Origin of the sequence: Bacillus sp. SJZ110, from assembly GCF_006715455.1 — a bacterium.
In the GTDB taxonomy this organism is placed as follows: Bacteria; Bacillota; Bacilli; order Bacillales; family Bacillaceae; genus Bacillus; species Bacillus subtilis.
In genome coordinates this window covers 294,510-318,145 of the sequence record NZ_VFNF01000001.1, presented here as the reverse complement: position 1 = coordinate 318,145, position 23,636 = coordinate 294,510, and the positions used below count along the sequence as shown (strand labels likewise).

22 protein-coding genes are annotated in these 23,636 nt (G+C 41.7%); 17 read left to right on the top strand and 5 right to left on the bottom strand.

Annotated features, from left to right (window positions below; genetic code table 11):
• The first annotated feature begins 15 nt into the window (after positions 1-15).
• Genes tpiA through eno form a run of 3 tightly spaced genes read left to right on the top strand, consistent with a single transcriptional unit; the run spans position 16 to position 3,627 of the window.
• On the top strand, positions 16-777 hold the full coding sequence (tpiA, locus tag FB592_RS01630; protein WP_003243394.1) for a triose-phosphate isomerase: 762 nt from the start codon (positions 16-18) through the stop codon (positions 775-777).
• The gene (gene gpmI / locus FB592_RS01625; RefSeq protein ID WP_003228330.1) at positions 770-2,305 is read left to right on the top strand and encodes a 2,3-bisphosphoglycerate-independent phosphoglycerate mutase; all 1,536 of its coding nucleotides are present in this window, start codon (positions 770-772) and stop codon (positions 2,303-2,305) included. The genes tpiA and gpmI overlap by 8 nt, the downstream gene beginning before the upstream one ends.
• A 29-nt stretch (positions 2,306-2,334) precedes the next feature.
• On the top strand, positions 2,335-3,627 hold the full coding sequence (eno, locus tag FB592_RS01620) for a phosphopyruvate hydratase (protein ID WP_003228333.1): 1,293 nt from the start codon (positions 2,335-2,337) through the stop codon (positions 3,625-3,627).
• A 42-nt stretch (positions 3,628-3,669) separates the two neighbouring features.
• Here the strand turns inward: eno and FB592_RS01615 are convergent, their stop codons facing one another.
• Entirely contained in the window at positions 3,670-4,131 is a 462-nt protein-coding gene (locus tag FB592_RS01615; protein ID WP_141949178.1) for a GNAT family N-acetyltransferase, read from the bottom strand.
• A 126-nt stretch (positions 4,132-4,257) separates the two neighbouring features.
• Between FB592_RS01615 and FB592_RS01610 the strand changes: the two genes are divergently transcribed.
• The gene (locus FB592_RS01610) at positions 4,258-6,066 is read left to right on the top strand and encodes a zinc ribbon domain-containing protein (protein WP_141949177.1); all 1,809 of its coding nucleotides are present in this window, start codon (positions 4,258-4,260) and stop codon (positions 6,064-6,066) included.
• A gap of 35 nt (positions 6,067-6,101) precedes the next feature.
• Here the strand turns inward: FB592_RS01610 and FB592_RS01605 are convergent, their stop codons facing one another.
• A complete protein-coding gene (locus FB592_RS01605) occupies positions 6,102-6,800 on the bottom strand; it encodes a zinc ribbon domain-containing protein (protein WP_038829386.1) in 699 nt (232 codons plus the stop codon).
• A 131-nt stretch (positions 6,801-6,931) separates the two neighbouring features.
• Positions 6,932-7,546, bottom strand: coding sequence for a PH domain-containing protein (locus FB592_RS01600; RefSeq protein WP_003228342.1), 615 nt, complete (start codon positions 7,544-7,546; stop codon positions 6,932-6,934).
• A 149-nt stretch (positions 7,547-7,695) separates the two neighbouring features.
• Between FB592_RS01600 and FB592_RS01595 the strand changes: the two genes are divergently transcribed.
• Entirely contained in the window at positions 7,696-8,331 is a 636-nt protein-coding gene (locus FB592_RS01595; protein WP_141949176.1) for an NAAT family transporter, read from the top strand.
• Positions 8,332-8,348: 17 nt separating this feature from the next.
• On the opposite strand, the gene opcR is transcribed toward FB592_RS01595, so the two are convergent.
• Entirely contained in the window at positions 8,349-8,906 is a 558-nt protein-coding gene (opcR, locus tag FB592_RS01590) for an opuC operon transcriptional regulator OpcR (protein ID WP_069322908.1), read from the bottom strand.
• Between the two features lie 263 nt (positions 8,907-9,169).
• Here opcR and opuCA point away from each other — a divergent pair, with 263 nt between their 5' ends.
• From opuCA to opuCD, 4 genes are read left to right on the top strand one after another with little or no spacing between them, the layout of a single operon-like run.
• Entirely contained in the window at positions 9,170-10,312 is a 1,143-nt protein-coding gene (gene opuCA / locus FB592_RS01585) for an osmoprotectant ABC transporter ATP-binding protein OpuCA (protein WP_003243370.1), read from the top strand.
• A gap of 22 nt (positions 10,313-10,334) precedes the next feature.
• On the top strand, positions 10,335-10,988 hold the full coding sequence (gene opuCB / locus FB592_RS01580; protein ID WP_003228349.1) for a glycine betaine/carnitine/choline/choline sulfate ABC transporter permease OpuCB: 654 nt from the start codon (positions 10,335-10,337) through the stop codon (positions 10,986-10,988).
• A gap of 19 nt (positions 10,989-11,007) precedes the next feature.
• A complete protein-coding gene (opuCC, locus tag FB592_RS01575; protein WP_080351427.1) occupies positions 11,008-11,919 on the top strand; it encodes an osmoprotectant ABC transporter substrate-binding lipoprotein OpuCC in 912 nt (303 codons plus the stop codon).
• Positions 11,920-11,936: 17 nt separating this feature from the next.
• Positions 11,937-12,611, top strand: a complete 675-nt coding sequence (opuCD, locus tag FB592_RS01570; protein WP_015714713.1) for a glycine betaine/carnitine/choline/choline sulfate ABC transporter permease OpuCD — start codon at positions 11,937-11,939, stop codon at positions 12,609-12,611.
• A gap of 31 nt (positions 12,612-12,642) precedes the next feature.
• Here the strand turns inward: opuCD and FB592_RS01565 are convergent, their stop codons facing one another.
• Positions 12,643-13,176: a GbsR/MarR family transcriptional regulator gene (locus FB592_RS01565; RefSeq protein ID WP_014478002.1), complete on the bottom strand. Its 534-nt coding sequence runs from the start codon at positions 13,174-13,176 to the stop codon at positions 12,643-12,645.
• Between the two features lie 283 nt (positions 13,177-13,459).
• Between FB592_RS01565 and opuBA the strand changes: the two genes are divergently transcribed.
• The 8 genes from opuBA (at position 13,460) to FB592_RS01525 (ending at position 23,584) form a co-directional block, all read left to right on the top strand.
• Positions 13,460-14,605 (top strand): choline ABC transporter ATP-binding protein OpuBA, encoded by a 1,146-nt coding sequence (gene opuBA / locus FB592_RS01560; protein WP_003228368.1) that lies wholly within the window; start codon positions 13,460-13,462, stop codon positions 14,603-14,605.
• A 16-nt stretch (positions 14,606-14,621) separates the two neighbouring features.
• On the top strand, positions 14,622-15,275 hold the full coding sequence (gene opuBB, locus FB592_RS01555; RefSeq protein WP_003228370.1) for a choline ABC transporter permease OpuBB: 654 nt from the start codon (positions 14,622-14,624) through the stop codon (positions 15,273-15,275).
• A gap of 11 nt (positions 15,276-15,286) precedes the next feature.
• Positions 15,287-16,207: a choline ABC transporter substrate-binding lipoprotein OpuBC gene (gene opuBC / locus FB592_RS01550; RefSeq protein ID WP_103804443.1), complete on the top strand. Its 921-nt coding sequence runs from the start codon at positions 15,287-15,289 to the stop codon at positions 16,205-16,207.
• 16 nt (positions 16,208-16,223) lie between these two features.
• Positions 16,224-16,901 carry a choline ABC transporter permease OpuBD gene (gene opuBD / locus FB592_RS01545; RefSeq protein WP_032726866.1) on the top strand — a complete coding sequence of 226 codons (678 nt, stop codon included), beginning with the start codon at positions 16,224-16,226 and terminating at the stop codon, positions 16,899-16,901.
• A gap of 213 nt (positions 16,902-17,114) precedes the next feature.
• The gene (locus FB592_RS01540) at positions 17,115-20,207 is read left to right on the top strand and encodes a lantibiotic dehydratase (RefSeq protein ID WP_141949175.1); all 3,093 of its coding nucleotides are present in this window, start codon (positions 17,115-17,117) and stop codon (positions 20,205-20,207) included.
• A complete protein-coding gene (locus FB592_RS01535) occupies positions 20,198-22,042 on the top strand; it encodes an ABC transporter ATP-binding protein (RefSeq protein WP_041850530.1) in 1,845 nt (614 codons plus the stop codon). Before FB592_RS01540 ends, FB592_RS01535 begins: the two co-directional genes overlap by 10 nt.
• Positions 22,015-23,340, top strand: coding sequence for a lanthionine synthetase C family protein (locus FB592_RS01530; protein ID WP_141949174.1), 1,326 nt, complete (start codon positions 22,015-22,017; stop codon positions 23,338-23,340). Before FB592_RS01535 ends, FB592_RS01530 begins: the two co-directional genes overlap by 28 nt.
• A gap of 73 nt (positions 23,341-23,413) precedes the next feature.
• Positions 23,414-23,584, top strand: coding sequence for a gallidermin/nisin family lantibiotic (locus tag FB592_RS01525; RefSeq protein WP_032726862.1), 171 nt, complete (start codon positions 23,414-23,416; stop codon positions 23,582-23,584).
• Positions 23,585-23,636: the final 52 nt, after the last annotated feature.

Here is a 23,636-nt window from a genome sequence, read left to right as displayed (position 1 = left end):
AAGGAAGTGGAACAGATGAGAAAACCAATTATCGCCGGTAACTGGAAAATGAACAAAACACTTGGCGAAGCTGTCAGCTTCGTTGAAGAAGTGAAATCTTCCATTCCAGCAGCAGACAAAGCTGAAGCTGTTGTTTGCGCGCCAGCACTTTTCTTAGAAAAGCTTGCTTCTGCTGTGAAAGGCACTGACCTAAAAGTCGGCGCTCAAAACATGCACTTCGAAGAAAGCGGCGCGTTCACAGGCGAAATCAGCCCGGTTGCTCTGAAAGATCTTGGCGTTGACTACTGCGTCATCGGCCACTCTGAGCGCCGTGAAATGTTCGCTGAAACTGATGAAACAGTTAACAAAAAAGCACACGCAGCTTTCAAACACGGCATTGTGCCGATCATCTGTGTAGGTGAAACGCTTGAAGAGCGTGAAGCCGGCAAAACAAATGATCTTGTTGCTGACCAAGTGAAAAAAGGCCTTGCTGGTCTTTCTGAAGAACAAGTTGCTGCTTCTGTTATTGCGTATGAGCCAATCTGGGCAATCGGAACAGGCAAATCTTCTACAGCGAAAGATGCGAATGACGTGTGTGCGCATATCCGTAAAACCGTCGCTGAAAGCTTCAGCCAAGAAGCTGCAGACAAGCTTCGCATCCAATATGGCGGAAGCGTAAAGCCTGCAAACATTAAAGAATATATGGCAGAGTCCGATATTGACGGTGCTTTGGTCGGCGGCGCGAGCCTTGAGCCACAGTCATTCGTTCAATTATTGGAGGAAGGTCAATATGAGTAAAAAACCAGCTGCACTCATCATTCTTGATGGGTTCGGATTACGTAACGAAACAGTAGGGAACGCAGTCGCTTTAGCGAAAAAACCGAATTTTGACCGCTATTGGAACCAGTATCCTCATCAAACATTGACTGCTTCAGGCGAGGCTGTAGGTCTTCCTGAAGGGCAAATGGGGAACTCCGAGGTAGGTCACTTAAATATCGGTGCGGGACGTATTGTGTACCAAAGCTTAACACGCGTAAATGTTGCCATTCGCGAAGGAGAGTTCGAACGCAATCAAACATTCCTTGACGCGATCAGCAACGCGAAAGAAAACAACAAAGCCTTGCACCTGTTCGGTCTTTTATCTGACGGAGGCGTGCATAGCCATATCAATCATTTATTCGCACTGTTAAAGCTTGCGAAAAAAGAAGGGCTGACAAAGGTTTATATCCATGGCTTCCTTGACGGCCGTGATGTAGGTCCGCAGACAGCGAAAACGTACATCAACCAGTTGAACGATCAAATCAAGGAAATCGGTGTAGGTGAAATCGCCAGCATTTCCGGACGTTACTACTCTATGGACCGCGACAAACGCTGGGACCGTGTAGAAAAAGCGTACCGCGCAATGGCGTACGGCGAAGGCCCATCTTACCGTAGCGCCCTGGATGTTGTTGATGATTCATATGCAAATGGTATCTACGATGAATTCGTGATTCCATCTGTCATCACAAAAGAAAACGGTGAGCCTGTTGCGAAAATCCAAGATGGCGATTCTGTGATTTTCTATAATTTCAGACCGGACCGCGCCATCCAGATTTCCAACACGTTCACAAACAAAGACTTCCGTGACTTCGACCGCGGCGAGAATTATCCAAAGAACCTGTATTTCGTCTGCCTGACTCACTTCAGTGAAACAGTTGACGGCTATGTAGCGTTTAAACCGATAAATCTTGATAACACAGTCGGAGAAGTATTATCTCAGCACGGGTTAAAACAGCTTCGAATTGCAGAAACTGAAAAGTATCCGCACGTCACGTTCTTTATGAGCGGCGGCCGTGAAGCTGAATTCCCGGGTGAAGAGCGTATTCTCATCAACTCGCCTAAAGTTGCAACGTATGACTTGAAGCCTGAGATGAGTGCGTATGAAGTGAAAGACGCGCTTGTCAAAGAAATTGAAGCTGACAAGCATGACGCGATCATTCTTAACTTCGCAAACCCTGATATGGTCGGCCACTCCGGAATGGTTGAACCAACAATTAAAGCAATTGAAGCAGTGGACGAATGCTTGGGCGAAGTCGTTGACGCGATTCTTGCTAAAGGCGGACATGCCATCATTACCGCTGATCACGGTAATGCTGACATTCTGATTACAGAATCAGGCGAACCGCACACTGCGCATACAACAAACCCAGTCCCTGTGATTGTAACGAAAGAAGGCATTACGCTGCGTGAAGGCGGAATCCTAGGCGACCTTGCACCAACGTTATTAGACCTTCTTGGTGTTGAAAAACCGAAAGAAATGACAGGAACATCTTTAATTCAAAAATAATTTGAAAATCAAAAGGAGAGACAAAACTCATGCCATACATTGTTGATGTTTATGCACGCGAAGTATTAGACTCCCGCGGCAACCCAACAGTTGAAGTTGAAGTATATACAGAAACAGGAGCTTTCGGACGCGCATTAGTGCCAAGCGGAGCTTCTACAGGTGAATACGAAGCGGTTGAGCTGCGTGACGGCGACAAAGACCGTTACCTTGGAAAAGGCGTGTTAACAGCTGTTAACAACGTAAACGAAATCATTGCTCCAGAGCTTCTTGGCTTTGATGTAACTGAACAAAACGCAATCGATCAGCTTTTAATCGAGCTTGACGGTACTGAAAACAAAGGCAAACTTGGTGCGAACGCAATCCTTGGCGTATCTATGGCTTGTGCGCGTGCTGCTGCTGATTTCTTACAGATTCCTCTTTACCAATACCTTGGAGGATTCAACTCAAAAACGCTTCCTGTACCGATGATGAACATCGTAAACGGCGGAGAGCATGCTGATAACAACGTGGATATTCAAGAATTCATGATCATGCCTGTAGGTGCTCCTAACTTCCGTGAAGCACTTCGCATGGGCGCTCAAATCTTCCACAGCCTGAAATCAGTATTAAGCGCAAAAGGCTTAAACACTGCTGTAGGTGACGAAGGCGGATTCGCTCCAAACCTTGGTTCTAACGAAGAAGCGCTTCAAACAATCGTTGAAGCAATCGAAAAAGCCGGCTTCAAACCTGGCGAAGAAGTTAAACTTGCTATGGATGCTGCATCTTCTGAGTTCTACAACAAAGAAGACGGCAAATACCATCTGTCTGGCGAAGGCGTTGTGAAAACATCTGCTGAAATGGTTGACTGGTATGAAGAGCTTGTTTCTAAATACCCAATCATCTCTATCGAAGACGGTCTTGACGAAAACGACTGGGAAGGCCACAAGCTTCTTACTGAGCGTCTTGGCAAAAAAGTTCAGCTTGTTGGTGACGACCTCTTCGTTACAAACACGAAAAAACTTTCTGAAGGTATTAAAAACGGCGTAGGCAACTCTATCCTGATCAAAGTAAACCAAATCGGTACATTGACTGAAACATTCGATGCGATCGAAATGGCGAAACGCGCAGGCTACACAGCTGTTATCTCTCACCGTTCTGGTGAAACTGAAGACAGCACAATCGCTGACATCGCTGTGGCAACAAACGCAGGACAAATCAAAACAGGTGCTCCGTCTCGTACGGACCGTGTTGCGAAATACAACCAGCTTCTTCGCATCGAAGATCAGCTGGCTGAAACTGCTCAATACCACGGTATCAACTCTTTCTACAACTTAAACAAGTAATAAAAAGACCGCCGAGATTTTCTCGGCGGCTTTTTTATGCTTTCAAAGATCCAAATAAAGCCTCACCATATCGCGGCATTGAATCCCGTTTTCAAAAATGTCCTCATCATAATGTCTGACAAAGAAATCGTGGTCGATCGCCTGAATGCGGAATCCGCATTTTTGATAGAGGGAAAGCTGATGAATGCTGGAATTCCCCGTGCCGATTTCAATCGTGTCCGCCCCTAGCTCCTTCGCTTTTTCGATGGCGTCAAGTACAAGCTGTTTGCCAAAGCCTTTCTTCTGAAGAGATTCTTTTACCGCAATATTTACAATTTCAACTGTTTGCGGCCTTGTTTTTAGCAATACATAAACACCTGCAAGCTCATCATCGGCCCAAGCTGTGTAACATTCTCCCCTCTCAAGATATTCATCTACAATGTCTTTCGATGGATCGGCGAGCAGCAATAGATCATATAATTCGTCATTTGTTTCTTCTCCTAATTCAATCCTGAGCTTTTGCATATTCGTACCACCTTTTTTAGTCTGAAAGACATTTAATTTTTTCATTCGTTCCCAATTTCATTCTGTTTTATTATAAAATATGAAAAGCAGTAAATGTTATCAAATTAGTAGAATAGGAGGAAAGTCATGTTTTTTTGTAAGAATTGCGGCTCCCAGAATAATGATGGAGCCAAGTTTTGTAAACAATGCGGCACCCCGATCGGAGAGGGCAGCAAACAGGCGAATCAAGAAACAGCAAGCACTGCTGAAACGAGACAGGCTCCGCGAAAACGGATCCCTAAGAAAACCATCATTTTATGGAGCAGCATTGCCGCGGCGTGCGTTATATTATTCGCCGCATATAAAACCGGAGCGTATTTTACTTCAAAGGATAGGTTAGTCGACAAGTTTGAACAGGCCGTAAATGATGAGGATCAGGACCAAATCGCGACTCTGCTTACACCGGTAAATGACAAGCTTAAGCTCACTAAAAATAATGTAAAACCGTTTCTTACATATTTGAAGGATCATCCAGACAAAAAAGATGAACTTTTTGCATCGCTGCGTAATGAAACAGCCCAGAAGGATATCGTATATGCGGAAAAAGACGGGAAAAGCCTGCTGGTATTTGACCATTACGACTTAAAAGTAGCACCTGTTTATTTTGAAGTGAGCAGCAATTATAAAAATACCGATCTATATGTCAATAAAGAGGAAGCCGGATCTGTAAAGAAAGCAGATCAAGCACAAACCCTCGGTCCGTACATTCCCGGCGAATATACAGTCTCAGCCAAACTGAAAAACGATGTCGTCGATCTTGTGAAAAAGGAAGACATTCAGGCGGTTGGCGATAGCAGCTTTCGTGTTGATCTCTCATTGGAAGCAGACGATGTGACATTCAGCTTAGCGGATGACATTAAGAGCGGGAAGGGAGATTTGCTGATTAACGGCAAGTCGATTCATAAAGATCCATTCAAAACTTTTACATACGGCCCTCTTTTGACTGATGGCAGTATGACGGCGACTGTGAAAACTGACTTTCCATGGGGAAAGCAAATGACTGATGCAATGCCAATTACAGGTAGCGACATGAAGATGAGATTAGTTCCCGATAAAGAAACAAAAGAAAACATCATAGAAACCATTAATAAGGCGACTGAGCAATACACGGCTGCCTTTTCCAATGGGAAAACCGAACAGATGACAAAAGCTGTATCCGATGTTAAAGCTCAAACGAAAAAACAAATTTCAGAGATGAAGAGCGATCATATGTATTATAAGGATAAATATATAGAAACAGATTACGATCTTGATTCATTTGCTATTTCACAAAGTGACAAGGGACAATGGATTGTTTCAGTGAACGGAAATGAACTTCACGAATCAGCTTATTTTGATGATTATACAGAACCTGAGATGAAACAAGAACATACAGCTTATCGTTATTATTTGTCGTATGATAAAACACAAAAAGAATGGAAGCTTGAGAGTGCGGAGACCACTTCTGATTCCATAGGAGACCATATAAAAACTCTAAAAAATGAAAATCCTAAAATATACACTTCCGCTTGGGCGTCATCAAATGAGTCCAAAGTTAATTCTGACACACTTACAAAAGAGCAAGTGACATCATTTATGGTTGATTACCTGACAAATCAATCAACCGCTGTGAGTTTAAATGAATTTGCAGTGATGGAAGGTAATTTGGAAAAAGGAAGCACATTATATGCTGATCAGCAGAAACTAGTTAAGAAATTGTATAGCGAGGGGACGACTGAAGTATTTATTGATGTAGAGGTCAAAAGCTTTAGTCAAAGCGGCTCGAATATCACAATTAAAACATACGAAGAATTCGAAATCACAAAATCAGGCGGCAGTCCAAAGCTCAGAACATATAACTGGACCTACACCGGCGTAGTGAAGAACGGAAGAATTTACTTAACGTCTATTCAATAAAACAACCCCATCACCAGCAGGTGATGGGGTTGTTTTTAAAAGAGCATATAACGGAAAATTTCTTTGACATAGTGTTCGATAATAAGCTGAAATGTAACGCAGATGATCAGATAAATCACAATCGTTGAGTAAATGACATCAATTTTCCCTTTATATGAATGCTGGTAACTGCCCAGCATCGCAGGAGGAATGGCGAAGAATGCACCGATTAAACCAACGGCTAATATGGTAAAGCAAATGTCTGTATGTAATAAAAAGAAGAAAAGGGCAAGAATCAAAATAGCCGTAAACGGTATGAGAAACGCTCCGAATCTTGAGAATGAATCCTTGAAAGATACTTGGTTTCCCGCGATTTTCAGGGCGAAAAAGATGCATGCATGCAGGCCAAATAGAAATAAAATAAAATAAATGGTTGGCTCTAAAAAGATTGCTGTAAAGCTTACGCTTCCGGGACCGTCTGAAAAAAGAATATAAAACATCAAAGGGGTCAGCAAACTGAAAAGAACCAGCGTAATCACCGCGCTGATCAACTGCTCTCCGCCTGTTGCTTTACATTCCTGATAAGGGCGTTTCAGGACGGATAAGACAAATGAACCGAACTGTTTTGCTGCTTGCTTTGCAGCGGCTCCAGTTTGAGCTGGATGCTGGTGGCCTGATTGACCGGGGAGCGGTGATCCGCATTTCTCACAAAAATTTCCGCCATCTGTTTGATGGCCGCATTGAGGACAATACATAAAATAACTCCTTTACCTGTAATATAGGGAAAATAGACTAATAGTTTTATTATAAAAGAAAAAAGTTGTAAAGTAATCAATATTCATACAAAAAAAAGACACGAGCCCGATAGCAGCTGTGTCTTTTTTATCTAGTTATTCATATATTTCTCAAATACATCCCCAAAATCCTTGATATGATACTGCGAGCGAACGGATGTCAGCCAAGTGAATCCGAATTCGGTCAGTTCTTTATATTGCGTTTCAATATTGACGTGCTCAGGGCGGGTATGGTGAAGAATCGTCACTGCTTTATCTAAGCTTTGCTCCGCTTGATTGATTAAAATGTCATTTTCATAGGTTGTTTCAGCGATGCGGAGAAGAGCTTTATAAAGGTCTTTTAATTTTTCAATCTGATCTTTGTGGACATCAATGTCGAATTGTTCTCCGCCCAGCTTGAACTTAATTTCAACATCCAAATCCACTTTTCCGGCAGTTTCAAGAAAAACGTCAGAGATTTTATATTGCGAATAAGGATAGCGTTTCAACGTTCGTTTCGAGGAAGTGGCGCGTTCGCCGTCTACATGGATCAGGGCCAGGTTCGTAAAGCAATACTCGTCTGCTTTTGTTTTAATCAAGAAATAAATTTTCTCATTATCTTCATGCATGACATAATCATCTGCGTCTGTTTTGTCATAGTCCTGAGGTTCGATAATTTTTCCGATATCAGATAAGCCCAAGGCATCTGCCGCAATTTTTTTGAACATCTGCATACGTCCTTCCTATTCAATTTGTCACTTCATTGTAGCATGGCGCGTTTCTGACAGGCTATAAAGGTTTACCGGGAAATCGCCTCCGGGTAAAAGGGTGGAGAATAATTCTATTTCCTGTGCAGAGACTATCAACAAGGAGGTATATGATGTTCTCATTCATCGTTCACGTCTTCATTTCTTTATTCGCAGTATCGAATCCGATCGGAAACGTACCGATATTTCTGACGCTGACAGAAGGCTATACTGCAGCGGAAAGAAAAGCGATTGCCCGGAAGGCAGCTATTTTATCCTTTTTTATTCTCGCGGCTTTTTTGATTTTCGGCCATCTTATCTTTAAACTGTTTGATATCAACATTCACGCGCTCCGAGTGGCGGGCGGCATATTCATTTTCGGCATTGCCTATAATCTATTGAACGCGAAAGAATCACACGTGCAATCTCTTCACCATGATGAACATAAGGAAAGCAAGGAAAAAGCGGATATATCTGTCACACCTTTATCCATTCCGATCATTGCTGGGCCTGGAACGATTGCAACAGTAATGAGCCTTTCCGCTGGGCATAGCGGTATTGGTCATTATGTGGCTGTCATAATCGGCATAGCCGCCGTTATTGCCCTGACCTTTCTCTTTTTCCACTATTCTGCTTTTATCAGCAGCAAACTCGGAAAAACCGAGATGAATGTGATTACCAGACTGATGGGATTAATCTTAGCCGTGGTTGCGGTCGGGATGATTGGTGCCGGGCTGAAAGGCCTGTTTCCGGTCTTAACCTCATGATGAAAAAAGCAGCTCTCTTATTTTAGAGAGCTGCTTTCTTTTGTTTTCGGCACATACCGAAAGACTTCCTCACTCTCAAAAAATTCAATCAACCTGCTCAGCCAATCATAGTAATGAAGCCATTCTTTTAATTCACTCAGCAGCTGATTGACTTTCTCTTCCGCTTCCGGGGTAAGCCCGTCCCTTTGTAAAAGATCACTCAGCTCCCGGTTTAATTTTTTATACAGCACTTTGTTTTTGCTCACGACCTTTGTCCAATTCGCAGCAAATAAAGAAATGAAGGTTTGATAATAATCCTGCTCGACGTCATAAAGGTCTTTTCGTACGCCTTTTTCAAACACCTTTTCGGCGATATTGGCATCGATCATTTCCCGGACAACCTGGCTCATCCGTGTTTTGCTCATGCCGGTTGCCTCAGAGAGCTCGCTTAAGGTCATCGGTTTTCGATTCATATAAATAATTCCGAGCACACGTCCGACAGTTGAAGGCATTCCAAACGTATGCATATTTTCGGCAATCTTCTCAATGAGATGCTCTTCAGCATGTTCAATGATGTCGAGAGCGGTTTTTTTCACAGCTGATCATCCCTTCAAATGGAAATTGATGGTGTCAATATATCATATTTCTTCCTGGTGTTGAAAATAGCTGAATGCAGAGGAAGTGGGAGGTATCCGGCGTAATTGTAAGAACACCCTTTCCGTCTCGGTCATAACAATAAATAATCTATAAATAACATATAATTTCAACACATTGTAAACTTTTTATTTTACAAAGTTCAAACTATAATAAGGATTATACTTTTCAGAAAATTTAAAGGAAACCTGCGGAGGTGCACGGATTGCTGAAATTGGAACAAGTGTCAAAAGTATATAAAGGCGGCAAAAAAGCTGTGAACAGCATTGATTTAGATATTGCCAAAGGTGAATTTATCTGTTTTATCGGCCCGAGCGGCTGTGGAAAAACGACGACGATGAAGATGATCAACAGACTGATAGAACCATCGTCTGGAAGGATTTTTATCGACGGAGAAAATATTATGGAACAGGACCCGGTTGAGCTGAGAAGAAAAATCGGCTATGTGATTCAGCAGATTGGTTTGTTCCCCCATATGACCATCCAGCAGAACATCTCACTCGTACCAAAGCTGCTGAAATGGCCTGAGGAAAAACGGAAAGAACGGGCGCGCGAGCTGTTAAAGCTTGTGGATATGGGCCCAGAGTATTTAGACCGTTATCCGCATGAGCTCAGCGGCGGACAGCAGCAGAGAATCGGCGTGCTGCGCGCCCTGGCAGCGGAACCCCCTCTCATTTTAATGGATGAACCGTTCGGAGCGCTTGATCCGATTACGCGTGATTCCCTTCAGGAAGAATTCAAAAAACTGCAGAGAACCTTAAACAAAACGATTGTGTTTGTAACCCACGATATGGATGAAGCGATTAAGCTTGCTGACAGGATTGTGATATTAAAAGCGGGAGAAATCGTTCAAGTCGGCACACCTGATGAGATTCTTCGAAACCCGGCAAATGAGTTTGTTGAAGAATTTATCGGGAAAGAGCGCCTGATTCAGTCAAGACCGGATATCGAGCGGGTAGAGCAAATGATGAACAGAACGCCGGTGACGGTATCTGCGGACAAAACGCTTTCTCAGGCGATTCAGCTGATGAGAGAAAAACGTGTTGACTCGCTGCTCGTTGTGGACCGGCAAAACGTGCTGAAGGGCTATGTTGATGTGGAAATGATTGATCAAAACCGCAAAAAAGCGAGCATCGTTGGCGATGTATACCGTTCAGATATATATACCGTTCAAAAAGGGGCGCTTCTTCGCGATACAGTCCGAAAAATTTTGAAGCAGGGGATCAAGTATGTTCCGGTGGTCGATGAACAGAACCATTTAGCAGGGATTGTGACAAGAGCGAGCCTCGTTGATATCGTATACGATTCCATTTGGGGCGACGAGGAAAACCAGCTCATGACGATCTGACCAGGGGAGGAGCTCTTTTAAGATGAATCAAATGATGACTTTTTTGCAAACGAACGGCGGAGAGCTGCTGTATAAAACAGGAGAGCATTTATATATTTCACTCATAGCCGTTGTATTGGGCATTATCGTTGCAGTACCGCTCGGCGTTGCTCTTACCAGAATGAAAAAAGGCGCAGGTGCGGTTATCGGTTTCGTAAACATTGTGCAAACCCTGCCGAGTCTGGCGATTTTAGCCTTTTTTATTCCGCTTCTCGGCGTAGGAAAAGTGCCTGCGATTGTCGCTTTATTTTTCTATTCGGTGCTGCCGATCCTGCGCAATACGTATACCGGCATTAAAGGTGTAAATAAAAACCTCCTGGAATCGGGGAAAGGAATTGGCATGACCGGCTGGGAGCAGATTCGGCTCGTTGAAATCCCGCTGGCGATTCCCATCATCATGGCGGGGATCCGCACATCAACGATCTACCTAATTGGCTGGGCGACACTTGCGTCGTTTATCGGGGGAGGCGGCCTCGGGGACTATATTTTTATCGGCCTGAACCTATACCAGCCTGAATATATCATTGGCGGTGCCGTGCCTGTCACAATTCTGGCTATTATCATTGATTATGTGCTGGCCGTGACAGAACGAAAAGTGACGCCGAAAGGCTTGCAAGGGATGAAGGAAGTTTCGTAAGGAGTTGGCTCTGTTGAAAATGACAAAAATCAAATGGCTTGGCGCGTTTGCTCTCGTCTTTGTCATGCTGCTAGGCGGCTGCTCTCTGCCGGGTCTAGGCGGCGCTTCTGACGATACGATCAAAATCGGGGCGCAGAGCATGACAGAATCAGAAATTTTAGCGAATATGATCGCGCAGCTTATTGAACATGATACAGATTTGAATACTGCTTTAGTGAAAAACCTCGGCTCAAACTATGTTCAGCACCAAGCGATGCTGGGCGGTGACATTGATATTTCAGCCACGCGCTATTCCGGAACAGATTTAACAAGCACCCTCGGCAAGGAAGCGGAGAAAGATCCGAAAAAAGCGCTGAACATTGTGCAGAACGAGTTTCAAAAACGCTTTTCCTATAAATGGTTTGATTCCTACGGCTTTGATAACACATATGCCTTCACCGTAACAAAAAAGTTTGCGGAAAAGGAGCATATTAACACCGTGTCCGACCTGAAAAAAAATGCCTCCCAATATAAATTAGGCGTCGACAATGCTTGGCTGAAACGAAAAGGCGACGGGTATAAAGGCTTTGTCAGCACATATGGCTTTGAGTTCGGCACCACTTATCCGATGCAGATCGGGCTTGTCTATGACGCAGTCAAAAATGGGAAAATGGACGCCGTTTTGGCTTATTCAACGGATGGACGGATTAAAGCATATAATCTGAAAATCTTAAAAGATGATAAGCGTTTCTTCCCGCCGTATGACTGTTCACCGGTGATTCCGGAAAAGGTGCTTAAGGCGCATCCGGAACTTGAGGGTGTGATCAATAAGCTGATTGGGCAAATCGACACGGAAACGATGCAGGAACTTAATTATGAGGTGGATGGCAAGCTGAAGGAGCCGTCTGTCGTAGCAAAGGAATTTTTAGAGAAACATCATTATTTTGACTAAGAAAAGAGGTGGATCATATGGAAGTACTACAGCAGCTTGGCACATACTATTCGCAAAACGGCGGTTACGTGATGCAGGAATTTTACCGCCATTTTCTGATGTCGGTGTACGGCGTTTTATTTGCCGCCATTGTTGGAATTCCGCTTGGCATCCTGATAGCCAGATACAGAAGATTAAGCGGATGGGTTTTTGCGGTCACGAACGTCATTCAGACCATCCCGGCTCTCGCCATGCTCGCCGTGCTGATGCTTGTCATGGGGCTGGGCGCTAATACGGTGATATTGTCATTATTTCTGTATTCTCTTCTGCCGATTATCAGAAATACGTATACTGGAATTATCAGTATTGAGCACGCCTATCTTGAATCCGGAAAAGCAATGGGGATGACAAAATTTCAAGTGCTGCGGATGGTCGAGCTTCCGCTTGCGCTTTCTGTCATAATGGCCGGCCTGCGCACCGCACTTGTCATTGCCATCGGCATTACGGCCATCGGGACATTTGTCGGTGCTGGCGGTCTCGGGGACATCATCGTCAGAGGATCAAACGCCACAAACGGAACCGCGATTATATTAGCGGGAGCGATCCCCACAGCTCTGATGGCGGTGATTGCCGATTTGGTGATGGGCTGGCTTGAACGAGCATTAAGCCCGATTAAAAAGAGAAAGAAGAAAAACTTGGCAGGTGCCGCATAAGAAAAAACGCCTTGTAATGACAGGGCGTTTTTTACGGCTTCGGCACATATTTAAAAATTTCTTCGCTCTCAAAAAACTCAATCAAACGGCTGAGCCAATTATAATAATCAAGCCATTCCTTTAATTCTTTCAGCAGTTCATTCACTTTTTCTTCCGCTTCAGGAGTAAGCTCTTCATCCAACACGCTAAGCAGCTCCCGATTGAGTTTTTTATGCATCATTTTGTTTTTGCTGACGACTTTGCTCCAGGTGGCTGAAAACAGCGTGATAAATGTTTGATAGTAGTCCTGCTCAACCTCATATAAATCTTTTCGCACGCCTTTTTCGAACACCTTCTCGGCAATGTTGGCATCAAGCATTTCCCGCACTACCTGGCTCATGCGTGTTTTGCTCATGCCGGTGGCCTCAGATAATTCCGTAAGCGTCATCGGTTTTCGATTCATATAAATAATGCCCAGCACTCGTCCGACGGTAGAGGGCATTCCAAATGCATGCATGTTTTCCGCGATTCTTTCTATAAAATGGTCCTCGGCTTGTTCAATGATCGTTAACGGATCTTTCTCCAACGGTTTCATCCTTTCAGCTAACAATTCCGATGTCAATATACCACATTTTTGATACGGCGAAAATGCTGTCAAAAGAGAATTTGGCAGGAAATTGGAGCAATAAGGAGATCAATACACGTCAATGCGGGTAAATCAGCGTTTACACATACTTTATAAATAATATGAACAAATTGTAAACTTTTTATTTTATAAACTTTATTCTATAATGGAAAGCATTCAATTGTCTGAAAAATTAAATTCAAACTGAACAAATTGAATAAACTTAATTTTGGAGGTGCGATGTTTGCTGACATTAGAAAATGTCTCGAAAACATACAAGGGCGGCAAAAAAGCCGTGAACAACGTAAATCTTAAGATTGCAAAAGGCGAATTTATCTGCTTTATCGGGCCGAGCGGCTGCGGAAAAACGACAACAATGAAAATGATTAACCGATTAATTGAGCCTTCCGCCGGAAAGATTTTCATTGACGGCGAAAACATCATGGACCAGGATCCTGTAGAGCTCAGGCGCAAAATTGGCTATGTGATTCAGCAGATCGGCCTGTTTCCCCATATGACCATTCAGCAGAATATCTCACTCGTCCCAAAACTGCTGAAATGGCCGGAGCAGCAGCGGAAAGAGCGGGCGCGTGAGCTTTTAAAATTGGTCGATATGGGGCCAGAATATGTAGACCGTTACCCTCATGAATTAAGCGGGGGACAGCAGCAGCGAATTGGTGTATTACGGGCACTTGCCGCGGAGCCGCCGCTTATCTTAATGGATGAACCGTTTGGGGCACTCGACCCGATTACGAGGGATTCCCTCCAGGAAGAATTTAAAAAACTGCAAAAAACCTTACATAAAACCATCGTATTTGTTACCCACGATATGGATGAAGCGATTAAGCTGGCAGACCGGATTGTGATTTTAAAAGCGGGAGAAATCGTTCAAGTTGGAACGCCCGATGACATTTTAAGAAATCCGGCAGACGAATTTGTTGAGGAATTTATCGGCAAGGAGCGGCTGATTCAGTCATCCAGCCCGGATGTTGAACGGGTTGACCAGATTATGAACACACAGCCTGTAACGATCACCGCGGATAAAACGCTTTCTGAGGCCATTCAGCTGATGAGGCAGGAACGGGTCGATTCATTGCTGGTCGTCGATGACGAGCGCGTTCTGCAAGGCTATGTCGATGTTGAAATCATTGATCAATGCCGGAAAAAGGCCAATCTTGTCAGTGAAGTTTTACATGAAGATATATATACAGTACTGGGCGGCACACTGCTGCGCGACACGGTCCGCAAAATTTTAAAACGGGGTGTCAAATATGTTCCCGTTGTGGATGAAGACCGACGCCTGATCGGAATTGTGACGAGGGCAAGTCTGGTCGACATCGTGTATGACTCCCTCTGGGGAGAAGAAAAGCAGCTCGCAGCATTGTCATAGGGAGGGGCGATAAGTCATGCATCATATTGTTCAATTTTTGCAAACCAATGGGGGCGAGCTTCTTTATAAAACATACGAGCATATTACGATATCGCTCATTGCTGTGATCTTAGGCGTGCTGGTTGCCGTCCCCCTCGGGGTTGTGCTTACCAGAATGAAAAAAGGAGCCGGCACCATTATCGGCATTGTCAATATCATTCAGACGCTGCCGAGTCTGGCCATCCTCGCTTTTTTTATTCCGCTCCTTGGTGTAGGGAAGGTTCCGGCCATTGTGGCTTTGTTTTTCTATTCCGTATTGCCGATTCTTCGCAACACGTATACCGGCATTCGCGGCGTCAACAAAAATCTGCTCGAGTCTGGTAAAGGAATCGGAATGACGCCGGCTGAACAAGTCCGCTTGGTGGAGCTGCCGCTTGCCGCGCCAGTGATCATGGCGGGAATCAGAACATCGACGATTTACTTAATCGGCTGGGCCACGCTTGCTTCCTTTATCGGAGGCGGCGGATTGGGTGATTACATTTTTATCGGACTGAATTTGTATCAGCCGGAATATATCATCGGGGGCGCGGTACCTGTCACGATATTGGCAATTGTGATTGATTATGTGCTGGCAGTTGCTGAACGAAAACTGACACCTGCCGGCATGCAGAGATTGAAGGAATTGTCATAAGGAGGCGGCTCATGAAAAGAAAATATCTCAAATTAATGATAGGTTTAGCACTTGCGGCAACGCTGACACTGAGCGGCTGTTCGCTTCCTGGTCTCAGCGCTGCTGCAGACCAGACCATTAAAATCGGCGCGCAAAGCATGAGCGAATCAGAAATCATCGCCAGCATGCTTGGCCAGTTGATCGAACACCATACTGATCTCAAAACAACAACGATTAAAAACCTTGGCTCCAACGCGGTGCAGCAGCAGGCTTTAATGAACGGGGAAATCGACATTGCGGCCACAAGATATACGGGAGACGCGCTGACAGGCACGCTGAGAATGGAACCTGAAAAAGATCCGGACAAAGCGCTGGCGCTTACTCAGCGGGAGTTTAAAAAAAGATATGATTTAAAGTGGTATGACTCCTACGGGTTTGATAATACATATGCCTTTACAGTCAGCAAGGAGTTGGCCGACCAATACCATTTAGAGACCGTATCAGACGTTAAAAAATGGGCGTCGCAATTAAAGCTGGGCGTTGATAACTATTGGATGAAGCTCAAAGGAAACGGCTATCAGGATTTTACGAAAACCTACGGCATGACATTCGGCGGCACGTATCCGATGCAGATCGGCCTTGTGTACGACGCGGTGAAAAGCGGAAAAATGGACATTGTGCTTGCGTATTCAACCGATGGAAGAATCAAGTCCTATGGTCTCAAAATGCTAAAGGATGATAAACAATTTTTCCCGCCGTACGACTGTTCTCCGGTTGTTCCGGAAAAGGTGCTCAAAGAACATCCTGAGCTTGAAGGCATCATCAAGAAAATGCTCGGAAAAATCGACACAGCCACGATGCAGGAGCTTAACTATGAAGTCGACGGCAATCTCAAAGAACCGTCTGTCGTTGCCAAGGAATATTTAGAAAAACATCACTACTTCGAATCGTGAAAGGGGGAAGAGGTCAATGAACGTGCTTGAACAGTTAATGACGTATTACGCGCAGAATGGCAGTTACGTCATGGATGAATTCGGCCGCCACTTTCTCATGTCGGCTTACGGCGTTTTATTTGCCGCTGTCGTCGGGGTTCCGGCCGGAATCCTCATCGCGCATTTTCGCCGTTTGTCAGCCTGGGTGTTTGCAGTAACAAACGTTATTCAAACAATCCCGGCGCTCGCTATGCTGGCCGTCTTAATGCTTGTTATGGGGCTCGGCGCAAATACCGTGATTCTATCATTATTTCTGTATTCCCTGCTGCCGATTATTCGAAACACGTACACAGGCATTATCAGTATTGAGCATGCCTACTTAGAATCGGGAAAAGCAATGGGCATGACGAAATTCCAAGTGCTCAGAATGGTTGAGCTCCCGCTCGCACTTTCTGTCATTATGGCGGGCCTTCGCACAGCTCTCGTCATTGCCATTGGAATTACTGCGATCGGCACATTTGTCGGTGCCGGAGGCCTTGGGGACATGATCGTCCGCGGCTCAAACGCGACAAACGGAACTGCGATTATTCTAGCTGGAGCGATACCAACTGCGGTGATGGCGGTAGGGGCGGATTTGCTCATGGCCTGGATTGAAAGATTGTTGAACCCAGTTAAACAAAAAAATAGAAGAAAGTTAATTCGTGTATCGAGTTAAGCAAAAAGGATTCTTTTCTAAAAGGGAAAAGAGTCCTTTTTTTATGGGATTTATTGGGTGAATCTTGATTTTTTTTTGATTTTTCAAATGTATAGTTTAAATAGAATATTATGAAAATTTTAGAATGGAATGAATAAAATGGAGGACTTTACGAAGGGATGTTGAATTCTTGTTGTTATTGAAGTGGATAAATATGGGAGGTTAAAGACTAAGATGAAATCCTTATATACACCTACAGATTATTATATGATTCGGGTTCCTTTGGTACATCAGGCCTTGAAAAATGAGAACTCTCAGGATACAGATCAGTTATTGCATGACCTTTGTAATGATTCATTATTTCGTGAACAAATACTGGTATCTAGCAGGACACTATATGACACAATGAATATTTTCCTTCAAACGCCTGATAAATTAAAAGGAAAAAAAAAGCGGAACTTCCAGCAAGCTATTTTGAAGTATGCAACAAGAAGAGCAACTAGAACAACGCCTTTTGGCCTTTTTTCTTCAGTGGGTATAGGGGCATTCTCCGATAAAAATCAATTATCTTTTAATCAGCATTCATTTTACAAAAAAGCACGTGTTGATTTTGAGTGGCTCTATCAATTGACGAGAAAACTAGAAAACGAATACATCGACCGGCTTTCTTTTACATTAAATCCCGCTTGTTACATCAAAGGTGATCGTGCTTACTTGTTGTATAGCACAGATGGAAAATCTGAAGAGGTTAGTGTTCGTGCAACATCGGTTTTCCATCTAATCAATGAACTTTGTGGTGAATGTGTTGCTTATCATGATATTATTCGTAGTTTGACAGAGAACTATGAAAATACTCCAATAAGCAAAATTAATCAGTACGTAGCAGATCTTATTGACAAAGAGTTCCTGATATCAAATTTACGGCCACCAATGACTGTTTCAGATCAATTTCAGTATTTAATTGCTCAAGCGGAAAGCAGCCGAATTCCAAATGAGCTTCTTCAGGCTTGCAGGAAAATACAATATCAAATAGATGAATATAACCGGATCACTATCGGAGAGGGAGAGGACCAGTATTTAAATCTGATTGAAACAATGAACGAACTCATAAAGACTTCATCTCCTCTGCAGGTGGATACGGGTTTAGGTGACTCCTCCATTCAACTAGATAATGAAACATCTCTTGCGATAAGTGAATTGGCTAGTATGTTTACTTATATGGCTGCTCCCTCCGCAGAAAGACTAGACCACTTAGAAAAGTACAAAAATGTGTTTTTGGAGCGTTATGGGTATGAAAGAGAAGTTCCTCTTTTAGAAATGCTTTGTTCCAACGCTGGCATTGGTGCCCCTGCTACTTACACGAATCCTGTTAATGAATTCTTCGAAGAAATATCATTTGAGGATCAATTTTCACCTGAAATGAAACAATTTTTTATGAAAAAATACTTTGAATCAGTTAGAAAGAAAGCTCCCATTCAATTACATGACGAAACATTCCATAGAATCTGCAATTATGAAATTGCAGATGAAGAAATTCCAGTATCATTTGAACTCAATTTCTTTGTTAAATTGCGCAATGGCAGAGTCATGCTTTATTTAGGGCCAAATGTCGGATCTACACGCGCAGGGAAAACATTTGGAAGGTTTACTCACTTATCTGATTCAATCAATGCCGTTGTAAAAAAAATACATAATAAGGAAAAAGAGTTAACGGGCAAAAATAAGAAAATTTGTGAGCTGAGTATTGTGCCTAATCAGGTCAGGTCTGGAAATGTAACAAGAAATGTAAGTTATCGGGAAAAAGAAATGAACCTTTTTACAAACAGTGTCTTGCATCACAATGATTCTGTTAAAGCTGAAGATGTTCTAATTGGAATCGATAAAAAACATATCTTTTATGCCAAACATAAATGTACTGGCGAAATTCTGTCTTTTGAATCAAATCATATGTTTAATCCTTTATTAATGCCAAATGTCTTACGATTTTTATTGGAAATTTCAAGAGATGGCAAAAGGAAGTGGAATGATTTCCCGTGGATGGGCATCTATAGTGATTTTAAGTATATTCCTGAAATCAAATATAAAGAAATAATCTTATCATGTGAACAATGGCTGATACACAAAAGTGATTTAAGCATTCATTCGAATTCATCGATAGACGAGGTGAAATCTGCATTTTTTGAATTTCATCGTACTTATGATCTTCCGCAAAGATTTTATATCGTTAACGCAGACAATCGATTATTAATTGATATAGAAGATGATCGTACTTTAGATGTTTTTTTCTGGGAACTTAAAAAAACGAATCATAACCATCCGTTACAACTTGTGGCTGCTGAGCTTGATGCAAATGCTTTAAAGGATAGAAACCAAAATGTCTATTCGGGGGAAATCGTTGTTCCGCTGATCAGGAAAAAACCAGAAAAACCATTGAAATTACCGGTCCTTAACTCAGTAGAGGAAAATGGATCCGAAAGAATTAAAATGCCATTTGAAGATTGGCTGTTTATTAAACTTTATTGTAAACAAACTAGAGAAGAAGAGCTAATTGCTTTTGAAATAGCGGATATTTATAACCAGATTTCTGATCAATATCCAGTCAGACATTTCTTTATGAGGTATCGAGATCCGAAGCCTCATATAAGACTTAGATTGAATGGAAAAGCAGAGGTGCTGTACAGTTTATTTCCACAATTATTGAATTGGCTGAAAAGCTTAAGAGAAAAAGGACTGGTTACTGAGTTTGTTATCACCCAATATGAGCGGGAAATAGAACGATATGGCGGGCTAGACCTAATGGATGCTGCAGAACAGGTTTTCTGTGAAGATAGCAAGGTTGTTGAAACGATGATCAGAATGCATCGCATGAAGGATATTGCGATAAGCAAGGAAATCGCAGGTATGGTTTCTGTCATACTTTTTTTAGAACAGTTCGAGCTTACGTTCGAAGAGCAGTTAGCGTTTTTAGAAAAAAATTGCCTGCAGAATGAGTATCGTACTGAATTTAAGAAGGATAGAGAAATGTATATTGAAATATGCAACTCTGATAGAGATTGGGATAATCTCAGAAAAACAAGTGATGGCAGAATATTATATGAAATATTGAAAACTAGAAAAATAGCTGCAGCTAATTATGCATGCTTAATAAACAAGGCATTTGATAACAAAGAAGCAGTATATTCACGCATAGGTAGTGTAATTCACCTACATTGCAATCGTTTATTCGGAACTGATAGAGAAATGGAAAATAAAATACTTACACTTTGCAGGCACTCTTTATATGCGCAGAGATATCAAAAGAAGAATGGTAGTTTAGCATGGAAGTAAAGGAACAACTAAAGCTAAAAGAGCTGCTGTTTATCATGAAACAAATGCCTAAGACTATCAAATTAATTTTCACCTTAGAAAGATCACTGTTTTTAAAGTTAATTTTATTCAGTATTATTACCGGTATTCTGCCAATTGTTTCACTCTATATTTCCCAAGAATTGATTAATTCCCTTGTGACTATACGCAAAGATGTTTCAGTTGTTATCTCCATTTTCTTAACATATCTTGGCGTATCATTTTGTTCGGAGCTGATCTCTCAGGTTTCTGAATATTATAATGGTAAATTCCAATTAAATATTGGTTATAAACTGAACTATAAAGTCATGAAAAAGAGCAGTAATCTAGCATTGAAGGATTTCGAAAATCCTGAAATATACGACAAATTAGAAAGGGTAACTAAGGAAATCAGCTATAAACCTTACCAAATCATTCAAGCCATCATTACAATGACCACATCATTTGTGACTCTGCTCTCATCAATTGCATTTTTGATGTCATGGAACCCTAAAGTTTCGCTGCTCTTGTTGGTTATTCCAGTGATTTCTCTATTCTATTTTTTGAAGATTGGACAGCAAGAATTTTTTATACATTGGAAACGAGCAGGACAGGAAAGGAAATCGTGGTATATCAGTTATATACTTACACACGATTTTTCTTTTAAAGAATTAAAATTGTATAACCTTAAAGATTATTTATTAAACAAATACTGGGATATTAAAAAATCCTTTATTGATCAAGATACAAAAATATTGAGAAAGAAAACTTATTTGAACCTAATATATGAGATTGCAGTGCAATTAGTTGGAGCTGTAATTATATTTATTGCTATTATGTCTGCTTTTGCGGGAAAAATAATGGTCGGTAATGTGATGAGTTATATCAGATCTGTTTCGCTGGTGCAAAGTCACTCACAGTCTATCATGACTAGCATTTATTCCATCTATAACAGCAATCTCTATATGAATCAATTGTATGAATTTCTGGAATTAAGAGAAGAGAAAAATCAAGGTCATAAGAAGCAAATTGTTGAGCCTATTCATTCTGTTATCTTTCAGAATGTCAGCTTTATCTATCCTAATCAAGGAGAACAGACACTGAATCATATTAATGTTTCATTGAATAAAGGAGAACGAATAGCCATTGTTGGGCCAAACGGGTCAGGGAAAAGTACATTCATTAAGCTCCTTACCGGATTATATGAAGTTCAGCAAGGTGACATTTTGGTTAATGGAGTAAATATTAAAGAATTGGATATGGACAGTTATATGGAACAAATTGCGGCACTCTTTCAAGACTTCATGAAATATGAAATGACCTTAAAGGAAAATATAGGATTTGGACAAATTGATAAACTACATCAGACAAATAAAATGCATGAGGTCCTCGATATTGTAAAAGCTGATTTTTTAAAAGGTCATTCATCCTATCAATTCGATACACAGCTTGGATTATGGTTTGATGAAGGAAGGCAATTATCCGGCGGACAATGGCAAAAGATTGCTTTGGCTAGGGCTTATTTTAGGGAAGCTTCTTTGTATATTTTGGATGAGCCAAGTTCTGCGCTGGATCCAATTGCAGAAAAAGAAACCTTCGATACTTTTTTCAGTTTGTCAAAAGATAAAATAGGAATATTTATTTCCCATCGATTGGTTGCTGCTAAACTTGCAGATCGGATCATTGTTATGGATAAAGGGGAAATAGTAGGAATAGGAACACATGAAGAGTTATTAAAAACATGTCCACTGTATAAAAAGATGGATGAATCCGAGAACTATATGAATCCGCTAGAGGAGGACGGTACTAAATGGGAAGAGGCGCTGTATCAGGGATAGAAGTTGAACTGGTGAAGGAAATCGCTCGACAAGTTTCTAATTACGATAAAGTACTTGAAATAGTGAATAAAAAAGATAACTTCCTCAGTATTGGGGAAGTTCCTCTTATACCTTGGAAGCCGACCGCATTGAGTCATGGTATACCAGGCATATGTATGCTGTATGGCGAATTGCACGCTCATTTTCCTGAGGAAGGATGGGACGATTTAGGACACAAATATTTATCGATTTTAGTAAATGAAATAAAAGAAAAAGGGCTGCATACTCCATCAATGTTTTCCGGAGCAGCTGGCATTGGACTGGCAGCTGTCTGTTTATCGCAACATTTCACCTATTACAAAGGTTTCATTTCCCGTATTAACGAATATTTAGCTGAAGTAGTACCTCAATTGTTAACTGAATTTTCTCAGCGGGAAGTGTATATGAGTGACTACGATGTAATAGAAGGTGTCAGTGGAATAGCAAGTTACCTCCTTCTATTTCAAGAAGATAAGGCAATGAAGGATTTGTTAATTGATATTTTAAGGTATCTGGTTAGATTAACTGAAGACATTACCATGAATGGAGAAAAAGTTCCTGGATGGCATATTCCATCTGAACATCAGTTTACAGATATCGAAAAAAAAGCTTATCCAAACGGAAACTTTAATATGGGATTAGCACATGGGATACCTGGTCCTATTTGCATTCTATCTTCAGCACTCATGCAGGGAATTAAAGTAAAGGGGCAAGAACGTGCAATTGAAAAAATGGTAGATTTCTTACTGGAATTTTCTGAAAAAGATCAAGGCAACTTGTTTTGGAAAGGAAATATAAGCTTTGAGGAGTATCAATACGGATCTCCACCTAAGGCTCTAAATTTTAGTAGAGATGCTTGGTGCTATGGGAGACCTGGAGTATGTCTTGCGATTGTTAAAGCGGGAAAAGCACTTCAAAATACTAGATTTTTGAATATAGGTGTACAGATTTTAAGGTGCACAGCATCTGATATACAGGGGATTTTTTCGCCTACGATATGCCATGGCTATTGTGGAATAAGTCAGATTTTGCTTGCAGTAAATCAACTCACTGGACAAGAATTTTTTAACGAAGAGCTTCAAAAGATCAAACAAAAAATTATGAGCTACTATGACAAGGATTATATCTTTGGGTTCCACAATTATGAATCAATTGAAGGGAATGAAGTAGTACCTTTGCAGTACGTCGGTCTATTGGATGGAGCTGTAGGTGTAGGATTAGGGCTATTAAACATGGAATTAGGCTCAAAAACAGATTGGACAAAAGCATTACTTATTTAATAAAAAAAGGAAAAAATGATAAAATCTTGATATTTGTCTGTTACTATATAGGTATTGAAAGGAGGTGACCAATATGTCAAAGTTCGATGATTTCGATTTGGATGTAGTAAAAGTCTCTAAACAAGACTCTAAAATCACTCCTCAATGGAAAAGTGAATCACTTTGTACACCTGGGTGTGTAACTGGTGTATTGCAAACTTGCTTCCTTCAAACAATAACTTGTAACTGCAAAATCTCTAAATAAGTAAAACCATTGAATCACTTTGCTCTGACTCCTTGCATTCCTGAGCGTTATA

Bases quoted from the DNA above. Each gene is read 5' to 3' on its own strand.
- tpiA (WP_003243394.1), top strand. From the start codon at position 16: ATGAGAAAACCAATTATCGCCGGTAACTGGAAAATGAACAAAACACTT.
- gpmI (WP_003228330.1), top strand. From the start codon at position 770: ATGAGTAAAAAACCAGCTGCACTCATCATTCTTGATGGGTTCGGATTA.
- eno (WP_003228333.1), top strand. From the start codon at position 2,335: ATGCCATACATTGTTGATGTTTATGCACGCGAAGTATTAGACTCCCGC.
- FB592_RS01615 (WP_141949178.1), bottom strand. From the start codon at position 4,131: ATGCAAAAGCTCAGGATTGAATTAGGAGAAGAAACAAATGACGAATTA.
- FB592_RS01610 (WP_141949177.1), top strand. From the start codon at position 4,258: ATGTTTTTTTGTAAGAATTGCGGCTCCCAGAATAATGATGGAGCCAAG.
- FB592_RS01605 (WP_038829386.1), bottom strand. From the start codon at position 6,800: ATGTATTGTCCTCAATGCGGCCATCAAACAGATGGCGGAAATTTTTGT.
- FB592_RS01600 (WP_003228342.1), bottom strand. From the start codon at position 7,546: ATGTTCAAAAAAATTGCGGCAGATGCCTTGGGCTTATCTGATATCGGA.
- FB592_RS01595 (WP_141949176.1), top strand. From the start codon at position 7,696: ATGATGTTCTCATTCATCGTTCACGTCTTCATTTCTTTATTCGCAGTA.
- opuCB (WP_003228349.1), top strand. From the start codon at position 10,335: ATGAATCAAATGATGACTTTTTTGCAAACGAACGGCGGAGAGCTGCTG.
- opuCC (WP_080351427.1), top strand. From the start codon at position 11,008: ATGACAAAAATCAAATGGCTTGGCGCGTTTGCTCTCGTCTTTGTCATG.
- opuCD (WP_015714713.1), top strand. From the start codon at position 11,937: ATGGAAGTACTACAGCAGCTTGGCACATACTATTCGCAAAACGGCGGT.
- opuBB (WP_003228370.1), top strand. From the start codon at position 14,622: ATGCATCATATTGTTCAATTTTTGCAAACCAATGGGGGCGAGCTTCTT.
- opuBC (WP_103804443.1), top strand. From the start codon at position 15,287: ATGAAAAGAAAATATCTCAAATTAATGATAGGTTTAGCACTTGCGGCA.
- opuBD (WP_032726866.1), top strand. From the start codon at position 16,224: ATGAACGTGCTTGAACAGTTAATGACGTATTACGCGCAGAATGGCAGT.
- FB592_RS01540 (WP_141949175.1), top strand. From the start codon at position 17,115: ATGAAATCCTTATATACACCTACAGATTATTATATGATTCGGGTTCCT.
- FB592_RS01535 (WP_041850530.1), top strand. From the start codon at position 20,198: ATGGAAGTAAAGGAACAACTAAAGCTAAAAGAGCTGCTGTTTATCATG.
- FB592_RS01530 (WP_141949174.1), top strand. From the start codon at position 22,015: ATGGGAAGAGGCGCTGTATCAGGGATAGAAGTTGAACTGGTGAAGGAA.
- FB592_RS01525 (WP_032726862.1), top strand. From the start codon at position 23,414: ATGTCAAAGTTCGATGATTTCGATTTGGATGTAGTAAAAGTCTCTAAA.